This window comes from Actinoplanes ianthinogenes (assembly GCF_018324205.1).
GTDB lineage: Bacteria > Actinomycetota > Actinomycetes > Mycobacteriales > Micromonosporaceae > Actinoplanes > Actinoplanes ianthinogenes.
In genome coordinates this window covers 9166694-9186373 of the sequence record NZ_AP023356.1, presented here as the reverse complement: position 1 = coordinate 9186373, position 19680 = coordinate 9166694, and the positions used below count along the sequence as shown (strand labels likewise).

The following is a 19680-nucleotide window of genomic DNA, read 5'->3' as shown; positions in this document are numbered from 1 at the left end:
TCAGAACTTGGCCGTCTGGAAGCTCCGCCACAGCCCGTCGATGAAGACATCGAACGACACGGTGTTCGTGACCACCTTGTCGGCGGCGCCGCGCACCTTGCCGACGATCGGGTCGGTGGTCGCGGGCGGCACGTTGATCACCTCGTACTGGACCGCGTAGTGCTCGGAGACGAACCACCGGTAGTTGAACGGGTCGAAGACCAGCCGGCCGCCGTCGACCTTCGGGATGTGGCCCAGGCCGAACTCGAAGTACGACGCCACCAGCTTGGCGTTCTTGGCGGTCGTGTGCTCGGTGGTGGACGATTCCAGCCAGTTCCAGTTGGCCGGGCCGACGATCAGTCCCACCGCGGCGGCGGCGGGCGGGCCGCCCGGTGCGCCCGCGGCCTTGGTCGAGTCGTACGGGCCTTGGGGAAGTTTGACGTCGATCGGGGTGCCGGAGTGCGACGACCGGATCCACGGGCGCTCCGGGTCGTACGTGCCGACCAGGCTGGGGCCGAGCCCGTGGTCCTTCGCCCAGGCGACGACGTCCTTCTCCACCCCGCTGCCCTCCAGCCCGTGCAGCACGGCCTGCCGCTTTCGGACCGCCGCCACCGCGCTGAACAGCGGCTCTGCCGCCGGTTTCGTGGCAAGGCCCGGGTAGTCGATCTGTCCTGACGAGTTCGCCCAACTCTGAAGCATCGTCCCCTCCTTCGGTTCGCCCGGCCGCTTCTGAGGACCGGCGCACCGAGGAGACGGCGCTGGACGAGCGGAGATACGGGGCAGTCGGGTGCGCGACACGCCGGCCGGTCGTCAGCTCGGCTTCAGCCGCTTGCGCTCGACGATGCTGGTCGCGGTCACCACGCTCAGTGGCGGCACGTCCTTCGCCACGACGGCGCCCGCCCCGACGACCGACCCGTGCCCGATCGTCACCCCGGGCGTGACCGTGACCGCCGCCCCGATCCACACGTCGTCCTCGATCACGATCGGCGCGTGGGTGATGAAGTCGTACCGCTCGCCGACCTCGACGGGATGCCCGGCGGTGCTCAGCGTCACCCGCGGCCCGATCATGACCCGGTCGCCGATGGTGATGCCGCCGTAGTCGAGGAAGAAGCAGCCCTGGTTGATGAACACCCGCTCCCCGAACGTCGCGCCCAGCCCGTAGTCACAGTGGAACGGCGGCAGGATGGACAGCGACTCGGGCACCGGCCCGCCGAAGATCTCGGTCAGCACCGCCTTGCGCGCGTCGAGGTCGTCGAACGGCAGCGCGTTGAGGCGCGCGGACAGGCTCATGGCGAGGTTGACGCGCTGCGCGAAGGCTCGGGACTCCGGCGTCCGCGTCCGCAGACGTTGCTCGTTACGCACGCGCCGATGGTGGCACGGCCGCTGCTACCGTCAGCCCGTGGACTCGCCGGAACAGCAGTCGCCTCTGCCACAATTCATGATCCTCATCTACGAGCGTGAGGCCCCGGAGAGCGCACTGGCCGCCCCGCCCACCGTCCTTGAAGCCCACCTGCGCCTGCCCCGCCAGATCGCCGAGACCGGCGCCCGGATCCTGGCCGGCAACGCCATGGGGCCGCCGTCCCACGCCGTGTCGATCCGCGACAACGTCCCGGTCGGCGGCTCACTGGCCGGCACCGAGCCGACCCTGGCCGGTTACTTCCTGGTCGAGGCCTCGGACCTGGACCACGCCGTCTGGATCGGCCGCATGATCCCGGTCATCGACGGCTGGGTCGAGGTCCGCCCGGTCCTCACGTCCTGACCGCGACGTCACGTCACGCTCCGTCGAGTGTCTCGACCAAACACGCGCCGCACGTGGTAGCCGGCTACGAGGACAGCAGGTCGAAATGGAATCCCAGTAGTGTCACCAGCAGTCCGGTCACCTCGATGCGCTTGGCTGCCGTGCCGGACGAAAGCACCCTGGCCAACGGCCCGATGACCAGCTTGTCGAGCGCCCAACCGAGGAATATCGGGATCGCCGCGGCGAGAGCCGATGCGCTGATGACGGCGAGGCAGAAGACGACCCACAGGACGACGACGAAGAATGCACCGATCACGACGCCGTAGCGTTCTCGTAGGTTCGACCAGAGGAACTGCTGGACGAGGTAGGCATACCCGGAAAGCAGCATGAGGAAGGCAACGAAGTTCGCCACGCCACTGTGCACGTCCTCGCCGAAATTGACGAGGCCCGTCCTCCGCAGCAGGTACATCGGTAGCCAACTGAGGGCCTTGAAGACCTCCTCCAGATTGCTGCCGAACGCGCTCAGCCTCGCCGGCCCCGCCAAGTCCGCCAGGATCGTCAACGCGCCGGCCATCGAAACGATTTTGCCGATCCGGCCCCACCAGAGGATCTGCACGCCGAGCATCGAGGAACCTCGGACGTCTTGTCCGGCGAACCACTGACGCCACGCTTCGAAGTACGAGATCGAGTTCATCGTCCCCGGCTCCCGGGACACGCAGGCCATCTCGATGACGACCGTACTCGTGGTGCGCCGAGGCGGGCAGCCCACAAGTCGCCAGCCTGACAGAGCGGGTCGGACGGAACGACCCGGAGCGGTGGGCGCCGCTGCCTTACTCACCGGGCCGGGCGACCTCGGTGATCGGGAGCGTCGCCCGGCTCTGAAGGAATACCCGGTCAGCTTGACTGCTGCTGCTCCGCCCAGGCCGCCACCCGGCGCGCGCTCTCCTCCTCGGACAGGTCCTCGACCCGGGTCAGGACGGACCACCGCACCCCGAACGGGTCACGGATGCTGGCGAACCGGTCCCCGGACACGAACGTCGACGGCGCCTCTCGCACGACAGCACCGGCCGCCTCCGCCTGGGCGACCACCGCGTCGACGTCCGGGCAGTACAACCCCATCGAGTAGCAGTCGCCGTCCCCCGCCGGCGGCGCGATCAGCTGGTAATCCGGGCTCGGCTCACCGAGCTGGAGCATGCCGTTGCCGAAGTCGAGGACGGCGTGCGCCACCATGCCACCGAACTCGGTCACGTCGACCACCCGGGCACCGAAGACCTTGACGTAGAAGTCGATGGCCCCGCGGGCGTCCGGAATGACCAGGAAGGGGGTGAGGCTGGTGGAACCGTGCGGGGTGCCGTTCGTGGTGTACTGGCCGTCAGCAGCCTTGTTCGTCTCAGTCATAGGTCAGGATCGTAGGAATGCCCAGCCCGGAGCGGCTTGAAGATACGCGACAGGAACCACAGCCGCGGGGTGTGCTCTACCCCGCACGGCTGCCCACCTTCGAGCGGGTCGCGCCGCCCGATGAGGTGGCGCTGCTGGTGCGGTGGTTCTGGATTCCCGAGTGGCAGATCCAGCCGGGGCGGTCGTCGCGCCAGCAGGTGATCGCGTTCCCGGCGTGCAACCTGGTCGTCGAGCCGGACGCGGTGCACCTGGCCGGGCCGACGACGCGCAGTTCCCATCGGGATCTGACCGGGACGGGGTGGGCGGTCGGGGCGTTACTGCTCCCGGCGGCGGTGCCGCACCTGGCCCCGGATCCGGGGACGCTGCGGGACACGTACCGTAAATTGGATCTTGATGTGCTGCATGCGGCCGTGAGCGGCGCGATGACCGGGCCCGGGGATCCGCCGACCCGGCGGCGTCGGGCGGTCGACGCGTTCAGTGCCTGGCTCGCCGCTGAGGTGCCGGCGCCGGATCGTGAGGCGCTGCTGGCCAACGAGATGGCCGCCCTGATCGACGGTGACCCGCAGATCCGCACAGTCCGGGACGCGACCGAGCGCCTGCGCATCTCGGCTCGGACGTTGCAGCGGCTCGCGAACCGGTACGTCGGGCTGACGCCGTTGATGATGATCCGGCGGCGCCGGTTGCAGGAGGCCGCCGAGCGGCTGCGCACCGACCCGGAGACGAACCTGGCCGCTGTCGCCGCGGATCTCGGCTACAGCGACCATGCTCATCTCGCCAACGAGTTCCGGTCGGTCCTCGGTCTCACCCTGAGCACCTATCGCGACCGGGTGTCGTAAAGCTTGTCGACGATGACCTTCTTGGTGTAAATCACCTGCCGCAGGACGTCGCCCTTGCGGGTGGCGTCCGGGCCGCCCTTCTCGTCGGCGATGGCGACCAGGCGATCACCGATCAGCCGGTAGGTCTCCTTGTCGAACAGCAACTCCTGGGACAGGTAGCCCTCCTCGATCCGGCCCAGGCCGATCGCCGGGCGGCCGTCGATGTTCACCGCGTCCGGGTTGAGCTTCATGCCGGGCTGCTGGGCGAGGTAGCGGAAGAAGGCGGCCTCGACCTTCGGCGGCAACACGTACTGGCCGATCAGGGCGTCGGGACTCTGCCCGAAGTTGCCCGACGGATGGTCGATGAAGTGCCGCACCTTCTCCGGCGTGGTCAGGCCGCGCAGCTCGGACCAGGCGAACCGGTCCCAATACACGCCGTTCTTGCCCCACCGGTCCACGACGATCTTGCCGGTGTTGAGCGTGCGCGCCCAGACCTTGCCGTCGACCCGGTTCCAGTCCTGGATCGTCCGGTACTTCGCCTTGCCGGGGATCAGGCTGCCGTTCGGATACTTGTTCTCGTACCCGGCGGGGTTGCGCAGCTCACGGGTCTCGATGTACATGTACTGGCCCGGCTCCGGGTCGATCCACGGCTGCCGTTCGACCGTCCACGCCGCGTTCTCCAGGTACTGCGCGGCGCTGACCGGCTTCAGGAACGGCATCGCCGCCACCGGGCTGTCGCCCTGCTCCTGCCGCACGGCCGGCGTCGGCACCGCCGGGGTCACCACCCCGCCGTGGCCGGTGATCACGAAGGCCGCCGCGACCGCCGCGGCACCAGCCACGCCGATGGCGATCGGGAACCGCATCCGTAACCGCCAGCGCCGCCGGACCCGGCCGGCCGCGGCGATCCGGTCGTGCAGGGCGGCCCGGGCCCGCTGCTCCGCCTCCGGAGAAGGCGCCGTGTCCGGGTCGAAAGTCTCGCGCAGCATGCTGATCTCGTCCATCACTCCCCCATCTCGATCTCCGTGCCCAGCGCCTGTCGCATCGCCTGTCGTGCCCGGTGCAGCCGGGATCTGGCCGTGCCCGCGGGAATGCCCAGGGCCACCGCGGCCTCCTGCTGGTTGAGCCCGGCCCAGGCGACCAGCAGCAGCACGGCACGGACCGGCTCGGGCAACTTCTCCAGCGCCTCGGCGAGCCGCCCGCGGACGGCCGCCGCGTCGAGGCGCCCGGCGACCGTGCCGGCCAGGTTGTACTCGGTGCCGCGCTGCTCACCGAGGTCCTGTTCGCCGGCCCGGGCGAGGGCCCGGTAGCGACGCGATTCAGCGCGGACGTGGCGGGCGACAAGGTTGGAAGCAATGCCGAACAGCCATGGCCGCGCATCCCCGTGATCCGCGTCGAAGCTCTGCCGCCGGTCGAAGGCGATCAGGAAGGTCTCGGACGCGACATCCTCGGCCAGGTCGGGACCGAGGCGCCGCGCCACGTACGAAAAAATGGTCTGATAATGCCGGTCGAAAATGGCGGTGAACCGCTCGGGCACCCGCTTCGCCTGCTCGATGAGGTCCGCATCGGAGCCCAACCCCGTGATGTCCGGCTGCGTCACGACCACGTCACCACCGAACCTTTCCCCGTCGTGTCCTTCACACGGGTACTTCGCCGATGCGGCGAAAAGTGTTCGCGGGTTTTTCAGGCGTCGTCGGCAGCGGGCAATCCGGGGGTGTGGCCGGGCGCGATCGACGCCTGCACGACCAGCGCCGCGGCACCGATCCCGGCCGCGTCCCGGGGCTGCGCCGACAATTCGACCACGATCTCGTGCCGGTGCCGGGCGTGCGCCGTCCCGGCCAGCGCCGCGCGCAGCCGCCGCGCGTAGATCGACCCGGCCACCGCCATCCCCGGCCCGGTCAGCACGACCCGCCCGAGGTCGAGCAGGTTGACCATCGAGGTCACCGCGACGCTCAGATAGGTCGCCGCCCGGTCCAGGATCGCGAATGCTTGCGGATCGCCGCTGACCGCGGCATGCGCGATCGCATCGTACGCACTGAACATCGTCTTCTGCTCGACCGTCAGCCCGGCCGCGCGCGCCGCGTCCACCGTCGCCGCCATCGAGGCATACCGCTCGACGCAGCCGCGGTTGCCGCACGGGCACTCCCGCCCGTCGAAGGCGATCGACACGTGCCCCAGCTCGCCCGCGTCGAAGCTCGCCCCGCGATGCAGCGCCCCGCCGAAGACCAGCCCCGCGCCGATCCCGGACGACAGGTAGACACTGCCGAACGCCTGCTCCCGCGACACCCGCCGGCTCCAGAACTCCCCGAGCGCCGCGGCGGCCGCGTCATTCTCCACCAGCACCGGAATGCCCAGCCGCTCGGCGAGCGCGGCCCGCACGGCGGCCCACTCCGGCCCGGCCCCCTCGTCACCGGGGCGGGCGGTCGGCGCCACGATCGCCAGCCCCTCGATCCGGTCCCGGGGCAGGTCGAGGTCGGCCATGAAGTCGTCGAACCGCTCGGCCAGCCGCTCCGGCAGATCCGCCCCGTCGAACGGCACGACCTCCCGGCCGACCACGCCGCCGGTCAGGTCGATCGCCACGCAGGTCACCGTGTCCGGGCCGAGCTGGAACCCGATGCCGAACCGGTTGGCGGCGGTGATCGCGAGCAGCTTGCGCGGCTTGCCCCGGACCGAGTCGGCCGACCCGGTCTCGTGGATCACGCCGTCGGCGATCAGGTCACGCACGATGTTGGAGATCGACGGCTGGGTGAGGCCGGTGCGCTCGGCGAGCTCCACCCGGCTGATCGACACGGCCGAGCGGACGACGTCCACGACCAGGGCGCGGCTGCCCGGCCCGGCCACGGAGGTTTCTCGACGTGCCATGTCGTATGGTCTCCGTTTCGCGTACCGCCACCTGTCAGGCGATACCGTACCTGTCGTCGGAACGAGTACGGAGGAACCGTGGCACAGGCGCAACGGCGGGTCGGTCTGGTTCTCGCGCGGGCGTCGCGGGTGCTCGGCGAAGAGCCGTTCTACCACGAGTTCATCGAGGGACTGGAGCGTGTGCTGACCCCGGCCGGGGTCTCCGTCCTGGTCAAGGTGGTGACCGACCGGCAGGCGGAGAACGACACCTACGAACGCTGGGCCGAGCGCCGCCGGATCGACGGGGTGATCCTGGTCGACCTCGGGCCGGACGACGACCGGGTCGCGCTGGTGGACCGGCTCGGGCTGCCCGCCGTGGTGCTCGGCGCCCCGTCCGCCGCGGACGGGCTGCCGACGGTGTGGACCGACGACGCCGGTTATGCGCGGGACGCGATCCGGTTCCTGGCCGGCCGCGGGCACCAGGTGATCGGCCAGCTCAGCGGGCCGCTCGGCTTCGTGCACAGCCGGCTGCGCCGGCAGGGGGCGCAGGCCGAGGCCGCGGCGCTGGGCGTCAGGCTGGTGCAGGCCGAGGGCGATTATTCGTACGAGTCGGGCCGCGCCGCCGTCGCCGAGCTGCTGGCCGCCGGTCCCACCGCGATCGTCTGCGACAACGACCTGATGGCCCTGGCCGTCCTCGACGCCCTGCGGGAACGCGGCCTGGCCGTCCCGGCGGACATGTCGGTGGTCGCCTGGGACGACTCGTCCCTGTGCCAGCTGGCGACACCACCGCTGTCGGCGATCAGCCACGACGTGGCGGGCATCGGCGAGCTCGCCGCGAACGCCATGCTGGACGCGATGGCCGGCAAGCCACCCGCGGTCTATCAGGCTCCCGCCGCCCACCTGGTGGCCCGCGCCAGCACCAACTGAGTCAGCTCAGCTTCCACTCGACGGTCTGGCTCGCCACGCCCGGCCGCAGCGTGAGCCGCAGCCGGGTCAGCTTGCGCGACGCGCTCACCTCGAAGGCGAACTCTCGCTGGCCCGACCAGCCCGGGTTGAGCCGGAGAGCGATCGGCCAGCCCTCCGCGTCGAGGGGGTCGAGCCAGTGGCCGCGGCTGTCGGACAACCAGCCGAAGTCGCTGGGCTCGCCGACGTAGGGGGTGGTGCCGACGTTCTGGATGTCGAGGAGGTATCCCACCAGCCGGTTGCCCTTGGCCGGCTCCGGATACCAGTTCATCGGCTCCGGGTCGACCTGGTCGTCGGCCAGCCGGGTTGCCGTGAACTTGAGCGACCCGATGGTCACGGCCTCACCCAGCCGGACGGTCGTCCCGGCCGCGACCTTGACGGCGCGCGGTAGTTGGGCGGCGCGGGTCGGGCCCGAGTACGGCTCCCACGGCACCTGTTCGAGCAGCTCCATGGGGCCGAACGGGGGTGACGGCGTGGACCGCGTGCGTAGGAGGCCACCGGGCTGGAGCAGGAGAGCGGGTTCGTCGACCATCGGGTGGATGGCGGTCACCGATGACCGGTCGGTGCCTCGGTCCCATGCCAGTCCGCTCACGACGACGATCACGGCAGCGGTGGCGACCACCGCATATCGGCGCCTCAGGTGGGTCCGGCGCACCGGTGCCGCGCTTTCCGCCGGGGCCGGGCCCTCTTCACGGTCTGTGGTCACGATGGGCCGCGAGTGCCGGGCGCGAGCGGCTCTGACGGCGGCTGCCGTCGCGGCGACGGCCACGATCACACCCGCCCACACGGCCAGCCGGCGGCGTCGTGGCGGGGGCGTCATGGCCCATGCTTTCGGCAGGCTGGAGCCGCACTTCAGCCTTTCCCGCGAACCGGAGTCACCGACCGCCGTCTAATGTTCCGCGCCTACCTCGATCGTCGCCGGGGTGGCTGACCAGCTGGTGAGGAGTTTGAGGCGGTCCTCGGACGCGGTGCCCGGCTCGGCGGTGTAGGTGATCAGGTTGTGCACGGCTCGGCCGGCGAGCGGCAGGTCGAGGTCCTGGAAGGTCAACTCCAGGTGGCCCACCTCGGGATGCCGGAGCCGTTTGACGCCGTCATGGCGGATCAGCACGTCGTGCGCGGCCCACCGGTCGCGGAACTCGGGGCTGAGCGTGGACAACTCGCCGATCAGATCGCGCAGCGCCCGGTCGTGGGGCTCGCGAGCGGCCTCGGCGCGCAGCAGGGCCGCGGTGGCGCTGCCCGCGGCGTTCCAGTCGACGAAGAAGTCGTGGGCGCCGTGATCGAGGAAGATGTAGCGGGCGACGTTGGGCCGGCCGCGCTTGTCGACGGTGGCGCTGCCGAACATCGGCGCGAACACAGCCCGGGCCAGACAGTTGCCGGCGATGACGTCGGTGCGCCCGTTGCGGACGAATGCCGCGGACATCGTCACCGAGTCGAGCATCCACTGGACTCGGGGCGGGACCTCGACGTCCCGGCGACGCGACGGCGTGCGACTCCCGGCTCGCGACGACCGGGCCACATCGAACAGGTAGGTGCGTTCGTCGTCGTCCAGCCTCAGGGCGCGGGCGACCGCGTCGAGGACCTCCTCCGACACGCCGCCGATGTGTCCCTTCTCCAGCCGCGTGTACCACTCCGTGCTCACCCCGGCGAGCACGGCGACCTCCTCGCGCCGCAGCCCGGGGACCCGGCGGCGAGCGCCGGCCGGCAGTCCCGCCTGCGCCGGGGTGATCTTGGCGCGCCGGCTGGTGAGGAAGTCCCGGATTTCGCCGCGATGGTCCATGGTGCTGACGGTATCCGCTGGTCAGGCCGCGAAGGGGGTAGAGGTTGTACCCCCATGAACGCGACCTTCTCCGGCCGCGACCACCACGGTTTGCTGGGTGACATGACGAGCAAGACACTGACAGTTCCGGCGGCGGCGCTGGGCACCTGGGCGTGGGGCGACAGCGGCGAGGCGGGCGACGGCTACTTCGGCAGCGAGCTGACCGCGTCCGGCCTGCGCGAGGTCGTCGAGAAGGCGCACGCCGGCGGATTCACCTTGTGGGACACCGCGGTGGTGTACGGCATGGGCCACTCGGAGACGGTCCTCGCGCAGGCACTGACGGGCTACGACCGCAGCGAGTACCAGCTCTCGACGAAGTTCACCCCGCAAGCCGCAAGCGACGGCGCCGATCCGGTCGCGGACATGCTGGAGCAGAGCCTGAACCGCTTGCGTACGGAATATGTCGACCTGTACTGGATCCACAACCCCGCCGACGTGGCCCGCTGGACGCCGCTCCTGATTCCGCTGTTGCGCAGCGGCAAGATCAAGCATGTCGGCGTCTCGAACCACAACCTGCAGCAGATCGCCCTCGCGGACGAGATCCTCGGCGCGGCCGGCTTCCGCGTGGAGGCGGTCCAGAACCACTACAGCCTGCTGTACCGCAACTCCGAGCGCGCCGGCATTCTCGACCACTGCCGCGAGCATGACGTGCGGTTCTTCTCCTACATGGTCCTGGAGCAGGGAGCACTGAGCGGAAGGTACGGCCCGGCCCATCCGTTGCCGGCGGGCACCAACCGGGCGGCCGCGTACAACAGCATCCTGCCCAGGCTCCAGGCCCTGACGGACCGGATGCGCGCGATCGGCGCGGCGCGAGGTGCGTCCGCCGCCGACGTGGCCACCGCCTGGGCCATCGCCAAGGGCACCACCCCGATCATCGGCGTCACGAAGGAGAGCTACGTCGACGGGTTGATCCGAGCGCGCGGCATGGATCTCACCGCTGCGGAGGTCGCGGAGCTGGAGGCGCTGGCCAACGCCGCCGACGTCAACACCCGCGGCTGGTGGGAGCAGGAGTTGCCGCCCGCCGCAGCGACTCTCGATGAGTGATTAAATTAATAATCTAATCTTGACATGGTGGTAACACGGGTCGCATGCTGGGCCGCGCACCGAGGAAGTCCGTCCCCAACGGAGGTTCCACATGAAGATCCCCCGGCCCGTCTGGGCTGTCGGGGCCACGCTGGCACTGATCACCGCCGGCATGGTCCACAACGCGTCCCAGGCGGAAGCCTTCGCGGCCACCCCCAAGTCCACCGTCGTCAACTACCTGAAGTCGATCACCGGCACGTCGATCGTCTCCGGGCAGCACAACAAGGAGCCGGCCAGCCAGCCCGGCCAGTACACCCAGCAGGTGCACGACATCACCGGCCAGTGGCCGGGCCTCTGGGGTGGCGACATGATGTTCACCAGCACCGACATCGCCAACCGGCAGAGCGTGATCAACCAGGCCAAGACCGAGTGGGCGAACGGCTCACTGGTCGCCCTCACCTGGCACGCCTGCTCCCCCACCGTCGGCGCGACCTGCAACTTCGACGGCGGCGTCAAGACCAGCATCACCGACGCGCAGTTCCAGCAGATCGTCACCGGCGGCACCGCGCTCAACCAGACGTGGCGCAGCCGGATGGCCGCGGTCGTACCGTATCTGAAGCAGTTGAAGGACGCCGGCGTCCCGGTGCTCTGGCGGCCGTTCCACGAGATGAACGAGAGCTGGAACTGGTGGGGTCACCGGCCGGGCGCCAACGGCTCCGCCAAGATCTACCAGCAGATGAAGGACTACTTCGACTCCCAGGGCCTGGACAACCTGATCTGGGTGTGGAACGTCCAGGACAACCCGACCGCCAACTGGTCGCAGTACTACCCGGGCAGCAACTACGTCGACGTGGTCACGCTCGACGCCTGGTACAAGAGCTACCCGTCGTCGTCGGACTACTCGCAGATCCAGTCGATCGCCGCGGGCAAGCCGATCGCGATCGCCGAGATGGGCAAGGTCCCGACCGCGTCCCTGCTCAGCAGCCAGCCGAAGTGGACCTACTTCATGATTTGGTCCGAGCAGCTGCGCGGCAACAACACCAACGCCGAGATCCAGACGGCCTACTTCCTCCCCCGCGTCCTCAACCAGGGCGAAGTCCACTTCTGACCGGCCCTTCCGTGGTGGCCGTCCGCCCACGAGCGGGCGGCCACCACCCCATGAAAGGCACCGATGCAAAGACTTTTCGCGTACGTCATGACAGCCGTTTCCCTGTCTCTCCTCTCCGCCGCCCCGGCCGCGGCGAGCCCCGGTTCCGCCTCCTGCCGCCGCTCGGCCACCCCGGGCGAGCAGACGCTCACCGTCCCTTCGGCGGCACGGACTACCCGGTGACCGTCTACGTCCCGGCCGGCGCGCGGGCCACCACCCGGCTGCCGATCGTCGTCAACCTGCACGGCACGCAGAGCACCGGCAGCAACCAGCTGCACTACAGCAACCTGGCGCCCGCCGCCGACGCGGGCCGCTTCCTGGTCGTGGCGCCCAGCGGCACCATCCCGGCCGCCGCGGGCTTCGCCTGGAACGTTCCCGGCGTCGGCACTCCTCCGGCCGACGCCCGCGACGACGTCGCCTTCCTCAGCCAGGTGATCGCCACGGCGGTCCGGTCGCTGTGCGGCGATCCCCGCCGCGTCTACGGCACCGGATACTCCGGCGGCGGCCGGATGATCTCGGCGCTCGCGTGCCACCGGGCCGACCTGCTCGCCGCGATCGCCCCGGTCGCCGGCCTGCGCGCCGGACGCCCGGACCCACTCGACCCGACACGCGTCGATCCGGCGTCGTGCCGGCCGTCGCGACCGATGCCGGTGCTCACGTTCCACGGCCGGCAGGACTACACCAACCCCTATCCGGGCGGTGGCTCACCGTACTGGCAGTACTCGGTGGCGGCGGCGCAGCAGCGGTGGGCACAACTCAACCGCTGCCACGGCGAGGCCCGGACGGTCGAGGTGAGCACGAACGTGACGCTCACGTCGTACCGTCACTGTGCTCGTGGTGCGGAAGTCGGCCTCTTCACCGTCGCGAACGGCGGCCACACCTGGCCCGGCACCCCGATCGACAACGGCAACGGCACGGTCACCCAGGAGATCAGCGCCAACGATCTGATGTGGCAATTCTTCCGTCGCCACCAACTACCCCTCTCCTGACATCCCGGCCCGGGCGGCACCATCGATGCCCGCCCGGGCCGGGACACTCGGTGGACTAGACGAGTAAGTCCTAACTGATCCTCAGTTGGGTTCGCGCCCCTGTACGGCGACAACTGGCAACTCCCACAGCCCATGTGACCAGGAGAAGGGTGTCGATGATCTGTTTGTGACGACAGACATCAACACCCTTGTCACCGCACTACACGTGAAGATCGACGACTGGCTCGGGGCAACCGCGCCGGATCGGTAGGCCGCCGAAGCTGTCCGATGCTGAGCTACTGACCATGGCGGTAGCCCAAGTCCTGCTCGGGATTCGCTCCGAGGCTCGCTGGCTGCGATTTCTTCCCCGGCACCTGCCCGGCGCGTTTCCCTACCTGCCCCACCAGTCCGGCTCCAACAAGCGGCTCCGAGCTGCGTTGCCGCTGCTCAAGAAGGCCATTCGACTGATCGCCTCAGACACTGCCTGTGGCACGACGACGTGTGGGTCACCGACTCCACCCCGGTCGAGTGCGGCCGATCCCGACCCACCGTAAAACGCTCTGACCTGGCCGGCTGGTCCGGCTACGGCTACTGCGCCTCACACTCCCGATTCTTCTGGGGCCTGCGCCTGCATTTGGTCTGCACGCCCGCAGGCCTGCCGATCGCCTGGTCCCTGGCCACTGCGAAGACCGACGAGCGGCACGTTTTGACCGCAGCGCTGGAAGAGGACCCCAACCTGCTCGCTTCTCGGCCCGGACAGTTGATCATCGCGGACAAGGGATACGTCTCCGCCGAGCTCGACCGATGGCTGGCTGAGCGCGGAGCCCGGCTACTACGGCCGTCATACCGCAACCGGACCCCGCACCCCGGAGAACACCTGCTCAAGCCCGTTCGCCAGCTCATCGAATCGGTCAACGAGACACTTAAAGGTCAGCTCGACCTCGAACTGCACGGCGGCCGCAGCATCGAAGGCGTCGGCGCCCGCATCGCCCAACGCCTCCTCGCCATGACCGCAGCGATCTGGCACAACCGGGCAACCGGACAGCCTCTGACCAGGTCACTAATCGCGTATGACCACTGATCTCAGATAGGACTTACTCGTCTAAAGCGCCAATGGCGGTTGGCGAGCGCCCTTCCCGCTCGCCGAAACCGGTCACAGGTCGATGCGAGGGCTGCTGTCACCGGCCACATCCCGCAGACCGAGCACCCTGGACTCCTCGGCAGTCCACTTCACGTGCAGACCGACCGCTGCCGGAGCGCTCGACGGGGCACTCCGGAGTCCCGAGACATCGGCGAGCATGAACTGCTGTCGCGCGATCTCCGCATATCCGACCTCACCCGTGAGGTCCGCCAGGCGGCTGAACTGGGACTGCAACTCGGGGCCGAGATACACCCGGAAGTGCCCGTCGTTGTCGGCGTCGGCGAGGACGTCGCTGACCGTCCGGGCGTCACGCCCCGCGGCACGGGATAGCTGGTAGGCAGCGTAGTGCATGCCGTTGCCGGCGGACTTCGTCACGACGGTCGCATAGGTCTCGATGGTTGCCAATGTCCCCTCCCGAGCCGGTAGGAGCCGCCATTGTCAGTAAATGATCCACAACTCTGCATGCATCGGCCACAGACGCAACCTTGCAGTGATTGTGGCCGGCGACAGCCGGATCCGCACTCAGCAGGAATGTGAAACCAGGAACCGCCATCCGATGTCGCCCGGAGCGCACCGGATATCGACGCGCCGGCCGCCCGAGGTGAGCATGAAACGTGACGCTCAGGTCGTACCGAAAGCGCTTGTGCTTCTGAGGTCTTGCCGTGCCCAGTGCCCGCTCATGCTCGACCCGGTCCGGCGATGACCTCCAGCAGGTCGGCGGGCGTCTCGACCTGCGGCAGGTGGCCGCTCTCGGGCAGCACCGTGAAGGTCGATCCGGGGATGGCGGCGGCATAGGCCTTGCCGTATCCGACGTCGACGATGCCGTCGCTCTCCCCCCAGATGACGTGCACCGGCAGGTCGAGGGCGCCGAGCCGGTCGAGCAGCGTCGGGTCGGCCATGGCCGGGCCGGCGTAGGCGATCAGCGCCTCGACGTCGGGCCCGGGCCCGGGGCCGGCGGGCGCTTTCGTCACGTCGTGAAAGGACAGTTTCCGCAGCTCGGCCGGGGCCAGCCCGGCGACGCGGGCGATCGGGTGGCCGTCGACCTCGATGCCGACCCCGTTGACGATCACCGCGCCGGTGACGCGCGGGCCGGCCAGCAGGGCGATCTCGGCGGCGAGCCAGCCGCCGAACGAGTTGCCGACGACGGTGACGCGGGACAGGTCGAGCCGGTCGAGCCACTCGACGTAGGCGGCGGCCAGGTCACGGGTGCTCGCCAGGGTGCCGGGGCGAACGGTGCCGGCGAAGCCGGGGTGGGTCGGCACCAGGACGCGGGACCGGGTGCGCTCCGCGAGCAGGCCGGCGAATCCGGTCATCGAGGCCGGGCCCGCGCCGCCGTGCAGGAGCAGGAACGTACGGCCACGGTCGTATTCAGTGAAGGCGATATCCATATAAGGAACCTTAGATCAGGTTCCTTATATAAGCAACCTTGCTATGCTCTCGGCATGCCTTCTCATCAGGACGTAGGTCTGGCGGTCAAGCGGTTGCAGTGGGTCCACCACCGGGAGAGCAACCGCCGACTGTCGGCGCGCGCCGGGCTGTCCCTGGTGCAGTGGGACGTGCTCCGGCACGTGCACCGCACCCCGGACGCGTCCCTGCACACCCTCGCGGAGTTGACGTTCCAGACCGACCAGTCGATGGGTGAGCTGGCCAAGCGCATGATCGAGCGCGGGCTGCTGGAGCGGGTGGAGGGCGCCGGCCGGGCGGTCCGGCACGCCCTGACCGCCGACGGTGTCGCCGCCTACGAGGCCGGATCGGGCATCGTCGACGAGGTGCTGGCCGAGACCGTCGGCCGGCTGAGCCCGCGGGAACAGGCGGACCTGTTCACCCTGCTGGAAAAGGCGCGGGCCGCCTAACGGCCACGGTTGCGGGGATGGTTCTTGGCGGTGCGTTCGTTGCCGTGCCGGTAGTTGCCGGTCAGGCGGGCCATCAGTTCCTGCGGATCGCTGTTCTCGACGTCGACCAGGAACCGCGCGGCCGCGGCGCCGCGCAGCACCCCGGCCGGGCGGTTGTGGTGCAGCAGTTCCACGTCCCCGTTCTTGCGGAGACGATAGGTGAATCCCTCAGGTGTACCGGCCATCGCCGTAGTCTCGTCATCCGCCGGGTGACACGCCACCCATTTGCGCCGGTCAGCCGATGCATTCCGGGTTTCCCGCGCCGAGGATCCAGGGCAGATCCTTCGCCGAGACGTCCTCTGGGAGGCCGCGATGAAATGCGAGAAGTGCTTCAAGCCCGTCCACACCTGCCCGGACTGCAAGGGCCAGACCGCGACCAGCCTGCTCGGTGACCGGCTGACCTGCTCCACCTGCCGGTCGACCGGCAGCCTGTGCTCCGAGCACGGCGGTCACTGGAAGCGGTAGAGCGCCTTCTCGCACCACTCCCGGAAGGTGGTGGGCGTGCTGAACTCCGGCGTCCGGACCACGCCGTTGTCCAGGCCGGCGTCCTTGGCGAGCATCATCTGCCGCATGTTCCGGGCCACCTCCTCGGACATGCCGTGGCTGCGCAGGGTCGCCTCGAACTCGTCGGCGGGGGTCTGCCGGTAACGGACCGGCAGGCCCAGCACCTCGCTGATGATCCGGGCCCGGTCGTCGCCGGAGAGGTCCTCGGGCCCGAGGACCGGCACCTCGCCGTGCCCGGTCCAGCCGTCGTCGAGCAGCAGCCGGGTGGCGACCGCGGCGATGTCGGCGGTGGCGCAGATCGGCATCCGCCGGTCCGGCGCCTCCGGTGACGAGATGACGCCCGCCCCGGTGATCGACGGGAGCTGCGCGAGGGTGTTCTCCATGAACGACGGATTGGCCAGCGCCCGGTAGGGCACACCGGTGGCGGCGATCAGGTCGTCCATGGCCAGCACGGCGGTGACGTGCCCGGCGTCCCGTTCCCAGGGCGTGCCGCGGCCGAGCGCCGAGACGCCGACCACCCGGGCGACGCCGTGCTTGACGAACGCGCCGGCGGCGGGCCGCGTGAAGTCCAGGTAATACCGCAGCAGGTCGGTGACCTGGTGCTGCGGCGGGACGAGCCAGAACACGCCTTCGGCGCCGGCACAGGCTTCGTCGATCACTGCCGGATCGCTGTGCGATCCGGTGACGACATCGACTTTCGTACGCGTTGAGCCGGGCAACCGCGACGGGTCACGGGCGACGACCCGGACCGGCACGTCCCGGTCGAGGAGGTTCTGGACGACCTGGCTGCCGATGTTTCCGGTGGGTGCAGTCACTACGAACATGCGGGTAGTCAACGCCGGCTCGGCGGTGGACTGAAGGACCGATCCGGTCGCCATTGATACCGTGGCGGTATGAGTGACCTGGAGGTCCGGCAACTGCGGTACTTCGTGGCGGTCGCCGAGGAGCTGCACTTCGGACGGGCGGCCGAGCGGCTCGGCATGGCGCAGCCGCCGCTGTCGCGGGCGATCCGGGAGCTGGAGCGGCAGCTGGGCGTGCGGCTGCTGGAGCGGACCACCCGTCAGGTCTCGCTGACCGCGGCCGGGCGGGTGCTGCTGCGCGACGCCCGGACCGCGCTGGACGCGGTCGCCGCGGCGGACCGGCGGGCCCGCAACGCCGGGCGGCCGGCGCCCGCGTTACGGCTCGCCCTCAAGCCCGACTACGACGCCGGGCTGCTGCCCCGGATGCTCGCCGAGTACCAGCGGGACCCGGCGGCCATGCCCGTGGAGCTGCTGATGGGTGGGCGCGGCGAGCAGGTGCCGGCGCTGTGGGACGGCCGCGCGGACGTGGCGATGCTGCCGATGCCCTTCGACGAGCGCGGCCTGGACGTCGAGGCGCTGCTCACCGAGCCGCGGCTGGTGGCGCTCGCGGCCGACGACCCGCTCGCCGCCCGTGACGAGCTGGTCCTGGCCGACCTGGCGGGGCGGGTGCTGCCGGACGGCGTGGCCGCCGACGACGAGGGGGGACCGCGTCCGCCGGAGGCCGAGCGGCCGCCGTGCCACGACCTGGCGCAGATCTTCAACCTGATCGAGCTGGGGGCGATCGTCTGGTTCCCGCCCCTGTCGCTGATCCGCCGGCAGCGGCGGCCCGGCATCGCGTACCGGCCGGTACGCGACCTGAAACCGTCGACACTCGCCGTCGCCTGGCCGCAGGACTCGCACTCGCCGGCCGTGGCCGCCTTCGTCCGCGCCGCCACGGAAGTGGCCGCCACCAGCGGGTACTTGACCCGGCTCGACGAGCGGGCGAATACTCCTAATCATGTTAGGAGAACCTAGGCGCGATAGGATCGCCGAACGCCGTGCGGCAACGCGGCGGGAGATCATCGACGCCGCCTGGCAGATCGCCCGGGACAAGGGACTGGCCCAGGTGACGTTGCGGGACGTCGCGGACGCGGTCGGGATGCGACCGCCGTCGCTGTACACGCACTTCGCGTCCAAGAACGCCATCTACGACGCGATGTTCGGCGACGCCTGGACGCAGTACCGGGAGCATTCCGCGGCCCTGCTGGCCGGCGAGCCGGACACCAGTCGCGCGGCGATGCGCTTCTACGCCCGGGTGTTCTTCGACTTCGCGGTCGCCTTCCCGGCCCGGCACCAACTGATGAACCTGCGCACCATCCCCGGCTTCACCCCGAGCGACGAGGCCTACGCCCCGTCGGTCGCGGTCATGCGGGACTTCGTCGCCCGGATGGCCCGCCACGGGGTGCGCGCCCAGGACGACATCGACCTGTTCGTCGCCCTCGTCTCCGGGATGGTCGACGCCCAGATCGCCAACGATCCGGGCGGCACGCGCTGGTCGGGACTCCTCGACCGGGCCGTCAACATGTTCGCCGACGACGTCGGCATCACCAGCGAAGGGAGCAGGCCATGACCACGTCCGCACTGCCCAGGAGCACCGCCGCCCCGCAGCGTCCGCGCATCGACCGCAGCCGGGCGCAGCGCCTCGCCACCGACGAGTACGCGCGCTGCGCCGACCTGCTGGCCCGGCTGGAGCCGCGGCACTGGTCGGCCCCGACCGCGAACACCGGCTGGGACGTCCGCGACACGGCCGGCCACATGCTCGGCATGGTCCAGATGATGTCCAGCCGACCGCAGCTGATCAAGCAGATGGCCACGTCGACCCGTCAGGCCAGGAGGGCGAAGGCGCCCGTCTCGATCGACTTCCTCACCGCGTTGCAGGTGCGGCAGAACGCCGGTCTCACCACCGAGGAACTCGTCGCGCGGTGGCGTGCCCTGAGCCCCAAGGCGGTACGTGGCCGCAGCCGCATGCCGGGCTTCCTGCTCGGCCGTGCCATGCCCGAGGCACAGCTGGTGGGCGGGCAGCTGGAGCGATGGACGTTCGGCTACCTGATGGACGTGATCCTCACTCGTGACCCGTTCATGCACCGGCTCGACATCTGCGCCGCCACCGGCCTCGACCCTCAGCCGACCGCCGGGCACGACGGCGTCATCGTCAACGACGTCGTGCAGGAGTGGGCGCGCCGGCACGGCCGGCCGTTCACCCTGGAACTGACCGGTCCGGCCGGCGGCGCCTGGGGCTCCGGCGCCGAACGGATCACCCTGGACGCCCTGGAGTTCTGCCGGATCGTCTCCGGCCGCGGCGAGGCCGGCGGCCTGCTCGCCACCGCCGTGCCGTTCTGACCGCCGCCCCACCCCGTCTCCAGATGGTGCCTGTACCCGACGGCGAACCAGTACTACGCGGAGATCCGGCAGGGTCAATGCTTCGGTGACGGATCCCAGCAGTGGAAGTGGGTGAAGTACGACAGCAGCTGGTGGTTCCTGGAGCACATCTGGCCCGACGCGAACGGCAACCGCCTGTGCGTCGCCGCGTCGGTCGGCGGCAGCGTCTCCAAACTGGTCCTCGGCGCCTGCCAGCCCTGGCCGGCCCACCTCTGGTACCAGGAGCCGCCCGGATAGGAC

The 19680-nt window shown here is 70.0% G+C and carries 25 protein-coding genes and 1 pseudogene; 13 read left to right on the top strand and 13 right to left on the bottom strand.

What is annotated here, in order from left to right:
* Positions 1–678 (bottom strand): hypothetical protein, encoded by a 678-nt coding sequence (locus Aiant_RS41645; RefSeq protein WP_189330140.1) that lies wholly within the window; start codon positions 676–678, stop codon positions 1–3.
* Positions 679–789: 111 nt separating this feature from the next.
* Positions 790–1341 (bottom strand): sugar O-acetyltransferase, encoded by a 552-nt coding sequence (locus tag Aiant_RS41640; protein WP_189330139.1) that lies wholly within the window; start codon positions 1339–1341, stop codon positions 790–792.
* A gap of 37 nt (positions 1342–1378) precedes the next feature.
* Between Aiant_RS41640 and Aiant_RS41635 the strand changes: the two genes are divergently transcribed.
* Positions 1379–1738, top strand: a complete 360-nt coding sequence (locus Aiant_RS41635; protein WP_189330138.1) for a YciI family protein — start codon at positions 1379–1381, stop codon at positions 1736–1738.
* Positions 1739–1802: 64 nt separating this feature from the next.
* Here Aiant_RS41635 and Aiant_RS41630 read toward each other — a convergent pair whose 3' ends face one another.
* Both Aiant_RS41630 and Aiant_RS41625 read right to left on the bottom strand, forming a co-directional pair.
* Positions 1803–2342 carry a hypothetical protein gene (locus Aiant_RS41630; RefSeq protein ID WP_189330137.1) on the bottom strand — a complete coding sequence of 180 codons (540 nt, stop codon included), beginning with the start codon at positions 2340–2342 and terminating at the stop codon, positions 1803–1805.
* Positions 2343–2611: 269 nt separating this feature from the next.
* Positions 2612–3115, bottom strand: coding sequence for a VOC family protein (locus tag Aiant_RS41625; protein WP_189330136.1), 504 nt, complete (start codon positions 3113–3115; stop codon positions 2612–2614).
* A 125-nt stretch (positions 3116–3240) separates the two neighbouring features.
* Here Aiant_RS41625 and Aiant_RS41620 point away from each other — a divergent pair, with 125 nt between their 5' ends.
* Positions 3241–3951, top strand: coding sequence for an AraC family transcriptional regulator (locus Aiant_RS41620; RefSeq protein ID WP_212847336.1), 711 nt, complete (start codon positions 3241–3243; stop codon positions 3949–3951).
* On the opposite strand, the gene Aiant_RS41615 is transcribed toward Aiant_RS41620, so the two are convergent.
* The 3 genes from Aiant_RS41615 to Aiant_RS41605 form a co-directional block, all read right to left on the bottom strand.
* Positions 3930–4931, bottom strand: a complete 1002-nt coding sequence (locus tag Aiant_RS41615; RefSeq protein WP_189330134.1) for a CU044_5270 family protein — start codon at positions 4929–4931, stop codon at positions 3930–3932. The two genes, Aiant_RS41620 and Aiant_RS41615, sit on opposite strands and share 22 nt — an antisense overlap.
* Complete coding sequence (locus Aiant_RS41610) at positions 4931–5533, bottom strand: RNA polymerase sigma factor (RefSeq protein ID WP_189330133.1); 603 nt, start codon at positions 5531–5533, stop codon at positions 4931–4933. Before Aiant_RS41610 ends, Aiant_RS41615 begins: the two co-directional genes overlap by 1 nt.
* 77 nt (positions 5534–5610) lie before the next feature.
* Complete coding sequence (locus tag Aiant_RS41605; protein ID WP_189330132.1) at positions 5611–6789, bottom strand: ROK family transcriptional regulator; 1179 nt, start codon at positions 6787–6789, stop codon at positions 5611–5613.
* A 78-nt stretch (positions 6790–6867) separates the two neighbouring features.
* On the opposite strand from Aiant_RS41605, the gene Aiant_RS41600 reads away from it, so the two are divergent.
* Positions 6868–7695 carry a LacI family DNA-binding transcriptional regulator gene (locus tag Aiant_RS41600; protein ID WP_189330131.1) on the top strand — a complete coding sequence of 276 codons (828 nt, stop codon included), beginning with the start codon at positions 6868–6870 and terminating at the stop codon, positions 7693–7695.
* A 1-nt stretch (position 7696) separates the two neighbouring features.
* On the opposite strand, the gene Aiant_RS41595 is transcribed toward Aiant_RS41600, so the two are convergent.
* Both Aiant_RS41595 and Aiant_RS41590 read right to left on the bottom strand, forming a co-directional pair.
* Entirely contained in the window at positions 7697–8182 is a 486-nt protein-coding gene (locus Aiant_RS41595) for a hypothetical protein (protein WP_189330130.1), read from the bottom strand.
* A gap of 438 nt (positions 8183–8620) precedes the next feature.
* Positions 8621–9508 carry a helix-turn-helix transcriptional regulator gene (locus Aiant_RS41590; RefSeq protein ID WP_189330129.1) on the bottom strand — a complete coding sequence of 296 codons (888 nt, stop codon included), beginning with the start codon at positions 9506–9508 and terminating at the stop codon, positions 8621–8623.
* A gap of 102 nt (positions 9509–9610) precedes the next feature.
* Between Aiant_RS41590 and Aiant_RS41585 the strand changes: the two genes are divergently transcribed.
* The 4 genes and pseudogenes from Aiant_RS41585 (at position 9611) to Aiant_RS41570 (ending at position 13766) form a co-directional block, all read left to right on the top strand.
* Positions 9611–10591 carry an aldo/keto reductase gene (locus Aiant_RS41585; protein WP_189330128.1) on the top strand — a complete coding sequence of 327 codons (981 nt, stop codon included), beginning with the start codon at positions 9611–9613 and terminating at the stop codon, positions 10589–10591.
* Positions 10592–10682: 91 nt separating this feature from the next.
* Positions 10683–11678: a glycosyl hydrolase gene (locus tag Aiant_RS41580; protein WP_189330127.1), complete on the top strand. Its 996-nt coding sequence runs from the start codon at positions 10683–10685 to the stop codon at positions 11676–11678.
* A 218-nt stretch (positions 11679–11896) separates the two neighbouring features.
* Positions 11897–12706 (top strand): extracellular catalytic domain type 1 short-chain-length polyhydroxyalkanoate depolymerase, encoded by an 810-nt coding sequence (locus Aiant_RS41575; protein WP_229829975.1) that lies wholly within the window; start codon positions 11897–11899, stop codon positions 12704–12706.
* Positions 12707–12872: 166 nt separating this feature from the next.
* Positions 12873–13766 (top strand): annotated as a pseudogene (locus Aiant_RS41570) (IS982 family transposase).
* Between the two features lie 72 nt (positions 13767–13838).
* Here Aiant_RS41570 and Aiant_RS41565 read toward each other — a convergent pair.
* Together Aiant_RS41565 and Aiant_RS41560 are read right to left on the bottom strand one after the other, a co-directional pair.
* On the bottom strand, positions 13839–14231 hold the full coding sequence (locus Aiant_RS41565) for a hypothetical protein (protein ID WP_189330126.1): 393 nt from the start codon (positions 14229–14231) through the stop codon (positions 13839–13841).
* A gap of 272 nt (positions 14232–14503) precedes the next feature.
* Entirely contained in the window at positions 14504–15214 is a 711-nt protein-coding gene (locus tag Aiant_RS41560; RefSeq protein ID WP_189330125.1) for an alpha/beta fold hydrolase, read from the bottom strand.
* Between the two features lie 54 nt (positions 15215–15268).
* Here Aiant_RS41560 and Aiant_RS41555 point away from each other — a divergent pair, with 54 nt between their 5' ends.
* Positions 15269–15679: a MarR family winged helix-turn-helix transcriptional regulator gene (locus Aiant_RS41555; protein ID WP_189330124.1), complete on the top strand. Its 411-nt coding sequence runs from the start codon at positions 15269–15271 to the stop codon at positions 15677–15679.
* Here the strand turns inward: Aiant_RS41555 and Aiant_RS41550 are convergent.
* Complete coding sequence (locus Aiant_RS41550) at positions 15676–15903, bottom strand: hypothetical protein (protein ID WP_189330123.1); 228 nt, start codon at positions 15901–15903, stop codon at positions 15676–15678. The two genes, Aiant_RS41555 and Aiant_RS41550, sit on opposite strands and share 4 nt — an antisense overlap.
* A gap of 127 nt (positions 15904–16030) precedes the next feature.
* On the opposite strand from Aiant_RS41550, the gene Aiant_RS41545 reads away from it, so the two are divergent.
* Positions 16031–16183, top strand: a complete 153-nt coding sequence (locus tag Aiant_RS41545) for a hypothetical protein (protein WP_189330122.1) — start codon at positions 16031–16033, stop codon at positions 16181–16183.
* Here the strand turns inward: Aiant_RS41545 and Aiant_RS41540 are convergent.
* A complete protein-coding gene (locus tag Aiant_RS41540; RefSeq protein WP_189330121.1) occupies positions 16168–17046 on the bottom strand; it encodes an NmrA family NAD(P)-binding protein in 879 nt (292 codons plus the stop codon). The genes Aiant_RS41545 and Aiant_RS41540 overlap by 16 nt on opposite strands.
* A 69-nt stretch (positions 17047–17115) precedes the next feature.
* On the opposite strand from Aiant_RS41540, the gene Aiant_RS41535 reads away from it, so the two are divergent.
* The 4 genes from Aiant_RS41535 (at position 17116) to Aiant_RS41520 (ending at position 19677) form a co-directional block, all read left to right on the top strand.
* Entirely contained in the window at positions 17116–18036 is a 921-nt protein-coding gene (locus tag Aiant_RS41535) for a LysR family transcriptional regulator (RefSeq protein WP_189330120.1), read from the top strand.
* Positions 18020–18631: a TetR/AcrR family transcriptional regulator gene (locus Aiant_RS41530; protein WP_189330119.1), complete on the top strand. Its 612-nt coding sequence runs from the start codon at positions 18020–18022 to the stop codon at positions 18629–18631. The genes Aiant_RS41535 and Aiant_RS41530 overlap by 17 nt, the downstream gene beginning before the upstream one ends.
* The gene (locus Aiant_RS41525) at positions 18628–19401 is read left to right on the top strand and encodes a maleylpyruvate isomerase family mycothiol-dependent enzyme (protein WP_189330118.1); all 774 of its coding nucleotides are present in this window, start codon (positions 18628–18630) and stop codon (positions 19399–19401) included. Before Aiant_RS41530 ends, Aiant_RS41525 begins: the two co-directional genes overlap by 4 nt.
* Positions 19402–19512: 111 nt before the next feature.
* Positions 19513–19677, top strand: coding sequence for a hypothetical protein (locus Aiant_RS41520; RefSeq protein WP_189330117.1), 165 nt, complete (start codon positions 19513–19515; stop codon positions 19675–19677).
* Positions 19678–19680 lie beyond the last annotated feature (3 nt).

Coding starts and splice junctions, on each gene's coding strand:
- Aiant_RS41555 (WP_189330124.1), top strand. CDS start 15,269: ATGCCTTCTCATCAGGACGTAGGTCTGGCGGTCAAGCGGTTGCAGTGG.
- Aiant_RS41615 (WP_189330134.1), bottom strand. CDS start 4,931: ATGGACGAGATCAGCATGCTGCGCGAGACTTTCGACCCGGACACGGCG.
- Aiant_RS41585 (WP_189330128.1), top strand. CDS start 9,611: ATGACGAGCAAGACACTGACAGTTCCGGCGGCGGCGCTGGGCACCTGG.
- Aiant_RS41580 (WP_189330127.1), top strand. CDS start 10,683: ATGAAGATCCCCCGGCCCGTCTGGGCTGTCGGGGCCACGCTGGCACTG.
- Aiant_RS41560 (WP_189330125.1), bottom strand. CDS start 15,214: ATGGATATCGCCTTCACTGAATACGACCGTGGCCGTACGTTCCTGCTC.
- Aiant_RS41525 (WP_189330118.1), top strand. CDS start 18,628: ATGACCACGTCCGCACTGCCCAGGAGCACCGCCGCCCCGCAGCGTCCG.
- Aiant_RS41645 (WP_189330140.1), bottom strand. CDS start 678: ATGCTTCAGAGTTGGGCGAACTCGTCAGGACAGATCGACTACCCGGGC.
- Aiant_RS41590 (WP_189330129.1), bottom strand. CDS start 9,508: ATGGACCATCGCGGCGAAATCCGGGACTTCCTCACCAGCCGGCGCGCC.
- Aiant_RS41535 (WP_189330120.1), top strand. CDS start 17,116: ATGAGTGACCTGGAGGTCCGGCAACTGCGGTACTTCGTGGCGGTCGCC.
- Aiant_RS41545 (WP_189330122.1), top strand. CDS start 16,031: ATGAAATGCGAGAAGTGCTTCAAGCCCGTCCACACCTGCCCGGACTGC.
- Aiant_RS41595 (WP_189330130.1), bottom strand. CDS start 8,182: ATGGAGCTGCTCGAACAGGTGCCGTGGGAGCCGTACTCGGGCCCGACC.
- Aiant_RS41530 (WP_189330119.1), top strand. CDS start 18,020: ATGTTAGGAGAACCTAGGCGCGATAGGATCGCCGAACGCCGTGCGGCA.
- Aiant_RS41550 (WP_189330123.1), bottom strand. CDS start 15,903: ATGGCCGGTACACCTGAGGGATTCACCTATCGTCTCCGCAAGAACGGG.
- Aiant_RS41605 (WP_189330132.1), bottom strand. CDS start 6,789: ATGGCACGTCGAGAAACCTCCGTGGCCGGGCCGGGCAGCCGCGCCCTG.
- Aiant_RS41625 (WP_189330136.1), bottom strand. CDS start 3,115: ATGACTGAGACGAACAAGGCTGCTGACGGCCAGTACACCACGAACGGC.
- Aiant_RS41630 (WP_189330137.1), bottom strand. CDS start 2,342: ATGCTCGGCGTGCAGATCCTCTGGTGGGGCCGGATCGGCAAAATCGTT.
- Aiant_RS41540 (WP_189330121.1), bottom strand. CDS start 17,046: ATGTTCGTAGTGACTGCACCCACCGGAAACATCGGCAGCCAGGTCGTC.